4 protein-coding genes are annotated in these 8,736 nt (G+C 57.8%); all 4 read left to right on the plus strand.

Going from position 1 to position 8,736, the window contains the following annotated elements; translation table 11 throughout:
- The first annotated feature begins 439 nt into the window (after window positions 1-439).
- The 4 genes from C693_RS23290 (at window position 440) to C693_RS0120360 (ending at window position 8,687) form a co-directional block, all read left to right on the plus strand.
- The gene (locus C693_RS23290) at window positions 440-4,921 is read left to right on the plus strand and encodes an RHS repeat protein (RefSeq protein ID WP_083868384.1); all 4,482 of its coding nucleotides are present in this window, start codon (window positions 440-442) and stop codon (window positions 4,919-4,921) included.
- 89 nt (window positions 4,922-5,010) lie between these two features.
- On the plus strand, window positions 5,011-6,993 hold the full coding sequence (locus C693_RS22345) for an RHS repeat-associated core domain-containing protein (RefSeq protein WP_017464128.1): 1,983 nt from the start codon (window positions 5,011-5,013) through the stop codon (window positions 6,991-6,993).
- On the plus strand, window positions 6,990-7,472 hold the full coding sequence (locus tag C693_RS23930) for a hypothetical protein (RefSeq protein WP_157798683.1): 483 nt from the start codon (window positions 6,990-6,992) through the stop codon (window positions 7,470-7,472). The genes C693_RS22345 and C693_RS23930 overlap by 4 nt, the downstream gene beginning before the upstream one ends.
- Before the next feature lie 82 nt (window positions 7,473-7,554).
- A protein-coding gene (locus C693_RS0120360) for an IS3 family transposase (RefSeq protein WP_085939861.1) occupies window positions 7,555-8,687 on the plus strand; the annotation gives its coding sequence in 2 pieces (ribosomal slippage) (window positions 7,555-7,807 and window positions 7,807-8,687; 1,134 coding nt in all).
- Window positions 8,688-8,736 lie beyond the last annotated feature (49 nt).

Raw genomic sequence — 8,736 nt, forward strand, 5'->3', positions numbered from 1 at the left:
GTTCGCAACATATTGCGGCCATTGAACGGTGGTGAGCATGTCTGGTAGCTTCCGAAACCGATATGGGAAAAGTCGATGCGCAATGCATCGTCCAAAAAAGCAGGGGAGCTGACATTGACTAGTACGGCATTAAACTGTCCAGCGACGCGCTCCGCTCGCGAACGCCGTCCTTACGCGCGACGCGAGCCAAACGTCATGCCAAATGCACAGCATCGCAGCATGATGCGGTGGCTACGTATATAGCGCATCCAACACCGTCCGCCCATGCTTATTTCTGGAAGGGAAGCCCTCCTTCATTTGCGATACGGTCGCAAATGATGGTTAGTAGGGCGGATGGAGAGAGGCCTACGCGAAACGTGAATATCCTAATTGCTCAAGAAGCAATTTAATATCGCCAAATAGGGGTCTGCACTTGGTAAAGAAAATTATTAAATGGGAAATGCTTTCCATCTCGCTGCTCGCAATGGCGCTGATGTCACCTGCATTCTCCCAAACCAACAGCGGCACCCCTATCAAATTTGAGAATGGGCCGCCGCCCGTGCCAGCAGGTCCTCCCCAGCCGCCGGTAAATGTTAACGCCGTGACATTTGACTGGTCGAGTCATGAGGGGCAAGGGGTCCTTTTGGCAGCAACCGGGAATGCAAATGCGTTCCTTGGTCATGCTTTTTATCCTGGAAGCCAAACACTTTCGGCAAATCTCGCCAAGAATGGAGATAAGTGCGCCGGCGTAGGCGATCCAATACTTCCGCAGAACGGAACAAAGGTCGAGCAATATACCGATTTCGCCGTCCCAATCGAGATGGGTCTGAAATACGAGCGGTTCTACAATTCGCTAGTTCCAGGTTATCGGCAGTGGACCGACAGCTTTAGCTATTGGCTCGATACGTCATGTCAACTTACTGGTGGCGACCCTAACACCGGAGTATGTCGTCAACTTACGGCATACGAGCCGGATGGGATCACAATGGTTTTTCAGGGTGGCCAAGGGACCCCTGCGACATTTACAGAAAATAATGGTGCTGGCGTCGCAACATTGACCCACAATGCCGATGGAAGCTTCATCGTGCATGATGAGCAGGGTCTAACCGAGGTCTATGATACGAATGGAAATATCCAGTCTGTCGTTGACGCTTCTGGTGTAGGCTGGACGTTTTCTTCTGGTCGTGTAACCCACACCAACGGCCAATACATCACCATTTCTTCTCAGGTCAACAGCGATTCAACGGTTACTAAGACAATCACCGATCCGGCGGGTAATAAATATACGTATACTTATGGGGCGGAGCTAATATCAGCCACGCTGCCTGGAAGCCCGTCTACAACGATATCTTACAAGTATCTCGCTAATCAGGATCTGTTGACTGAGGTGGACTATAACGGAGCCCCGTACTCATACACTAACTACACGAACGTAAATAGCGGAAGTACTTGGGGTCTGGCGAGCGGGACCTATCTTGCAGATAATTCAAAAAATACCTCAATAGTCTACGGGACAGACTCTTCCGGCAACCATACGGCAACTATCACCAATCCGCTCGGTAACGTACGAACCAATGTCTATGGTGGGCCAAACGGAAAGATAAGCTCTACCAGCGTTGATGCTGTGCAGGACTGTGGTTCGACGACCAGTTCTACGAGCTATGACACGAACGGTAACCCTTCTCAGACTGTAGACAACAATGGCAACGTTCACACGTATCACTACGCTGCCAATGGACAGCTTCAAAGTGAGACGGAAGCCTATGGCACGTCCTTGGCAAGGACAACGGATTATACCTGGGATCCAGATGTTCAGGTTAACCGGCTGCTCAGCGCAACAGTCGAGGGGTGGAAGAAGACGGTCTACTCCTACAATGCGCAAAATCGTATCGCTTCGGTTTCGGTGACTAATCTTTCGTCTACTGGCGCTCAGAACCAAACGCTCACGACGACCTACGGCTACTCGTTGTATGCAAATGGCATGGTGCACACCATTTCAGTGACGCACCCATCGCCAAATGGCTCAGATGTAGACACATATACCTACGACGCGATGGGCAACCTGGCGTCTTATACCAACGGGTTGGGTCAAACCACCACGTATGGTAATTACAATGGATTAGGCGAAGTTGGGCACGTTGTCGGGCCAAATGCAGATGTCACCGACTATTCATACGATGCTCGTGGTCGCATGGTGACAAGAACAACCTATCCGAACGGCACAGCAGCGTCTTGGAGTTACGCTTACGATGGCTTCGGCCTATTGGCGAGCGTCAGCGCTCCCGACGGCGAGGTGACCACTTGGAATCGGGACCCCGAGATGCGCGTCACCTCGATGACCCACAACGACAAGGACGGCACCTCAACGGAAGCCTATGGATACGATGCCAACGACGACGTTACCAGCAAGACGGTCAGCCGCAACGGTACGGTGACGTACTCGACTAGCACAACGTACGACGCCCTGGGGCGCCCTTATCAGACCCATGGCAATCACGGGCAGCAGCTGACTTACAGCTATGACGGCAACGGGAATGTGCTGTCGGTAAGCGATGCGACTGGGCATGTCACCAGTTATCAATACGACGCGCTCGACCGTGTCATACAGAAGACTGAGTCCGGCGGCGCAAGTCCGTCGATTCCAACCGGGGTCCCTGCGGTCAGCTCGCCGGCCAACAGTACGGACGGCAGCTATACGCTGAGCTGGAATGCCATCGGTGGTGCGACTTTTTATGAACTCCAGGAAGAGTTCAACGGCGGTAGCTGGACCACGGTCCAGAACAACTCCAGTCTCGGCTGGAGCGCTAGCGGCAAGGCCAACGGCACTTATGGGTACCGAGTCCATGCTTGCGACGTCACCGGCTGTGGTGCCTGGAGTAGCGTCGCGACCGTAACCGTCCTGTATCCTCCCGGCACGCCAAGCTTGAGCGTTCCGGCCAACAACAACACGGGGGGCTACACCGTGAGCTGGAGTGCTGTCGCGACGGCGACTGGCTACAACCTGCAGGAGCAGGTGAACGGCGGAAGCTGGACCACCGTGCAATCCAACAGTGCCACGAATTGGGGTGCCGCCGGCAAGGGGAATGGCACTTATGGCTACGAAGTACAGGCGTGCAACGCCAGTGGTTGCAGTGCCTGGAGCCCGGTCGGATCGGTTGCAGTGCTGCTGCCGCCGGCTAGCGCTCCTAGCCTGAGCGCGCCCTCTAGCAATGCCAGCGGTGCCTACACCGTGAGTTGGACGAGTGTAGCTACTGCCACCAGTTACAACTTGGAGGAACAGATCAACGGCGGTAGCTGGACCACGGTGCAGTCCAACAGCGCTACGAGCTGGGGCGCGGCCGGGCAATCCGACGGCACCTACGCCTATCAGGTCCAGGCTTGCAATAGCAGCGGCTGCAGCGCGTGGAGTTCAGTCGCCACCACCACCGTGCTGTTCCCACCAGGCAGCCCGCCATCGGTGAGCTCGCCTAGCACCAGCACCACAGGCAGCTATACGGTGAGCTGGAGCACGATCGCCAACGCCACCAGCTACAACTTGCAGGAACAAGTCAACGGCGGCGCCTGGAGCACCGTGCAGTCCAGCAGCGCCACATCCTGGAATGCCTCCGGGCAGGGCAACGGCAGCTATGGCTATCAGGTCCAGTCGTGCAACAGCGGCGGCTGCAGCGGGTGGAGCAGCGTCAGCACCACCACCGTGCTGCACCCTCCGGGTAGCGCGCCGACGCTGTCCGCACCCGGTAGCAGCACCAACGGCAGCTACACGGTGAGTTGGACCGGTGTTGCAACGGCGACGAGCTACAACCTGCAAGAGCAGGTGAATGGTGGCGGTTGGACGACCGTGCAGTCGGGCGCTTCCACCAGTTGGAGCACGAGCGGGCGTGGCGATGCGACCTATGGCTACCAGGTACAGGCCTGTAACAGTAGCGGCTGTGGTCCATGGAGCGGTGTCGGCTCGACCACGGTCCTTTTGCCGCCGGGCACGCCCTCTCTGAGTGTGCCCGCCAGCAATGGGAGTGGCAGTTACACCGTGAGCTGGTCCGGCGTGGCCACAGCCACGAGCTATAACTTGCAAGAGCAGGTGAATGGTGGCGGCTGGACGACCGTGCAGTCGGGTGCGTCCACCAGCTGGAGCACGAGCGGGCGCGGCGATGCGACCTACGGCTACCACGTGCAAGCCTGCAACAGCAGCGGATGTGGTCCATGGAGTGGCGTTGCATCGACGACCGTGCTGTTGCCGCCAAGCAGCGCTCCGGCCTTGAGCGTTCCTGGCACCAACGGCAACGGCAGCTATACCGTGAGCTGGTCCGGCGTATCGACGGCCAGCAGCTACACCTTGCAAGAGCAGGTCAACGGTGGTGGCTGGACCACGGTGCAGGCCAATGGAAATACCAGCTGGAACGCCAGCGGCAAGGGCACCGCCACGTATGGTTACAGGGTGCAAGCCTGTAATGCCAGCGGCTGCGGACCGTGGAGCGGCACGGATTCCATCACCGTCACAATCCCTGTGCCCATCACGATAAATGGGCAGAGCTACTCGACCAGCTCCTCTCCCGGAAGCACCGGTGGTGCGTCGGCCGCCATAGGCTTCGAGATCGTCGGCGGGAAAACCTGGGAAGTCTTCACCTCCAACCAACACGTAGCCAATACGCTGGTCACCTCGGGCGGCGTGCCATCCGGTGCAGCCACCGTGCAATACACCTGGACCGAGGTCGGCTTGGCCAACGGAGCCAATCTAAGCGGTGGCACTGTCTCCAACGGGGCTAGCACGCCAACCGCGGTAAGTAGCAACCCATCCAGCAACTACTACGTCTCCATGGCGAAGAACAGCAGCAACGTCATTGGACTCACGTATCACGTGACAGTGACCTTTTACAACGCAGCGGGCGCCAACATTTCCAGTTCCACCTGCACGATGACTGCGACCGTTGTGGGGACCATGTGATGAGCACTCGCTTCTCTCGCGACGGATCCACCTCCGCCACACAACGTAGCAATCGGGCGCCCGACGCCATGCCAAGGAAGAGGCCAAGCATGAATATTTCTCTGGCTATCTCTCGAGTCCGGGTGCGCCGCCGGGCTCTGCCCATCCTGCTACTCGCCGGCTTGCTGGCCAGCCAGCAGGCATGGGCGGAAAGCCCGATCGTTACCAAGTACGCCTACGACGCTGGCGACCACCTCACTACAGTGACCGATCCCCGCGGCTTGGTCACCGCCTACAGCTCTGACGGCCTGGACCAGCTCTGGGGAGTTTCCAGTCCGGATACCGGCACAACCACGTATAGCTACGATGCATACGGTCGGCGTAGCAGCCTGACACGTGCTAACGGCGTGACCACCACGTATGACTACGACACCATCAATCGCCTGACAAGCATCAGTGCCGGCGGGCAGACACAAACCTTTGCCTATGACAACTGCACGAACGGTCTGGGGCGTCTGTGTTCGGATAGCGACGCCACGGGTAGCACGGCCTATAGCTACACGCCCGAGGGGTGGATCGCAGGACGCGGTTTCAGCATCAACGGCACAAGCTATTCGTTGGGTTATGGCTACGACGCCATGGGCCATCTCGCCGTCGTGACTTACCCCGACGGCCATCAGGCAACCTACAGCTACAGCAATGGTGCGATCTCCGGCATCGCCTTTACGATGGGCAGCACCCACCTAACCGCGGCGAGCAGCATAACCTGGGCGCCGATGGACGGCGCATTGGCCGGCTGGACAGCGAGCAACGGGCTGAACAATACGTTGAGCTATGACACCGACGGCCGGTTGACCGGGATCTATGCGCCAGCGGTGGAGAGCCTAAGCTTCAGTTACGACGCAGCAAATCGGCTCACTGGCCTCGACAATGGCATAGACGGCCTGATGAGCCAGGACTTTGGCTACGACGCCCAGTCACGACTAGTTTCAATGTATTCGGCGAACTATGTGGCTAGTTATGGCTACGACGCGGACGGCAATCGGATTACCAAATCAGTGAACGGGGCCGCGGACAACACCAGCTACAGTGCCACGAGCAACCAACTTGTGAGCACCAACGGGGCTGATCCGCAAAGCTACGGTTACGATGCGCTGGGCAACATCACCACACTGGGCGGCGCCACGGTCTACCAGTTCAACGCGTTCAATAGGATGACCGCGGCTGGTGGAACGAGCTACTACGTGAATCCAGAAGGGCAGCGGCTGCTTAAGACCGGAGGCGCGGGCACGAGCTACTTCGCGCCGGACACCAGTGGTTCGCTCCTAGCGGAATATCTCAACGGCTCATGGATCGACTACGTATGGCTGGGCGGGCGCCTGATCGGGCGCGAGGTGAACGGGCAGCTGGAAACGATCGGCGACGACCAGTTGGGGCGACCGCAAGTAGTGACGAATGCTTCGCAGACGGTGGTGTGGAGCGCCCAGAACTGGCCGTTTACACGCTCGGTCACAGTATCGGGTTCAGCGCCATTGAACATTGGGTTCCTGGGGCAGTACTACGATGCGGAGACAGGCCTTTGGAACAATGGATTTCGAGATTACGACCCAACTTTGGGTAGATATGTAGAGAGCGATCCAAGTGGACTCATGGGGGGCATTAATACATATGCATATGTCGACAACAACCCGCTGAACAGTATTGATCCACTCGGTCTGCGTCCTCTTACGGCGTGTGAAAAGAACGCGCTCAAGCCCTACATTCCTCAGGAGGACTTAGACAATGCCGATCTGCACGATGGCAAAGTTCCGTCGTATCTGCGGAAGGGTTATGATGGTATAACGAGGGGGAATAATATCTACTTCCGACCCGGTGTGTACGATTCAAGCACTTCGGCCGGGCTCGCGTTGTTGGGTCATGAGTTGGTGCATGTCGGCCAGTATCGCCAAGGCATGACTTGGATTAGCTATCTGTGGTCAACGCGGCATGGCTACGAGAACAGCAAATACGAAAAACCCGCCTATGCCATGCAATCGCGAATTCAGGACGGATTGAACAAAAGTGGATCAGCGGGCTGCGGGTGCAAGCAATGAATACCCTTGTCAGGATGGTCATAATTGCCGCGTCACTCCTTGTTGCCGGATGTGGCTTTGCTGCGAATTCGCATCTTCGAAATACGTGTGATCCTTGGCTAGACACCTTTTACAAGAAGCCGCTGAGGGAGCGGATTGATACATTTGATTCCTACGATCTTGGGAGTCAGTACCAAATATTCATTTGCGGAAATCAAGTGATTCATCCGCCAGCAATCTACTTGGCCGAATCGTTTGCGAAGGAGGGGGGGGGCGCTGTACCACTACTAAAGACGAAGTTAGTTCAAGCTGACGACGATTTGACGGTTCGAGACATAGTCCTTGTCTTTGCTGAAATGCAGCGGCAGCGCTCATACGACGTCTCAAAGGACGCCGATCTTGTGAGGCTGATAGTCGAAAAGGTCAACGGAATACACGACCCGGAATGGAAGGCCATTGCACAAGAAAATCTGGATAAGATTCTTTGGGTATCAAAGTGATGACCCACCCCCAGATATCCGGGCCAATTTAAAGTAGAGACTTCGTCCCGCATGGGCCCCGTATCACACGAGGAGTCAGGCGATGAAGAAGTCCCGTTTCACCGAAGAGCAGATCGCATACGCGCTTAAGCAGGCCGAGCTGGGCACGACCGTCGGCGAGATCTGCCGGAAGATGGGCGTAGCCGAGGCGACGTTTTACGTCTGGCGCAAGAAATACGGCGGGCTGGGACCGTCCGAGCTCAAGCGTCTGCGGCTGTTGGAGGAGGAAAACCGTAAGCTCAAGCAACTGGTGGCCGACCTCAGCTTGGACAAGGCGATGCTGCAGGAGGTGGTCACAAAAAAGCTCTGAGGCCTGCCCAGAAGCGCCACTGGGTAGGCCGTCTGAGGGAGCGTTTCGGAGTAAGCGAGCGGCGCGCGCTGCGGATCGTGGCGATGTCGCGCTCGGCGTTTTCGTACAAGGCCAAGGCACGCGACTGCAGTGCCATCCGGCTGCGGATGCGCGAGATCACGCAGACGCGCATCCACTACGGCTGTGAGCGGGTGTTCGTGATGTTGCGCCGCGAAGGCTGGCGGGACAACCACAAGCGGGTGCATCGCATCTACAAGGAAGAAGGCTTGTCATTGCGGCATTGCCGGCCACGGCGCAGTCGCAGTGCGCGTCGTCGGCAGCCGATCAAGGTCGCCTCCGGCCCCAACACGCTGTGGGGGATGGACTTCGTCAGTGACGCGCTGTTCGATGGTCGTCGCTTCCGGCTGCTGACGGTGGTGGATCACTTCACCCACGAATGCCTGGACATCGTCGTCGTCCAGTCGCTACGCGGCGAGCATGTGGCCGAAGCGATGGCACGTCTGGTGGCTCAACGCGGCAGGCCGGCAGCGATCAAGGTCGATAACGGCAGCGAGTTTGCCGGCAAAGTGATGGACCGTTGGGCCTACGAGAACGGTGTGGAACTGGACTTTTCCCGACGCGGCACGCCGACCGATAACGCGCTGGTGGAAAGCTTCAACGGCCGGCTGCGGCAGGAGTGTCTGAACGAGCACTGGTTCTTGTCGCTCAGAGATGCGCGGAGCAAAATTGAAGCGTGGCGGCGCTTTTATAACGAGGAGCGCCCCCACACTGCACTGGCATGGAAAACCCCTGCGGAATTCGCCCGAGAACACGGGGCCCAAGCGAATTCCCAGGTGCCGAAGAAGGTCGGAATCTCTACCAGCTGATGGCCCGGTTATCGGGGGGGGGGGGGGGGGGGGGGGGGGGGGGGGGGGG

Source organism: Dyella ginsengisoli LA-4, assembly GCF_000334915.1.
Lineage (GTDB): Bacteria > Pseudomonadota > Gammaproteobacteria > Xanthomonadales > Rhodanobacteraceae > Dyella_A > Dyella_A ginsengisoli_A.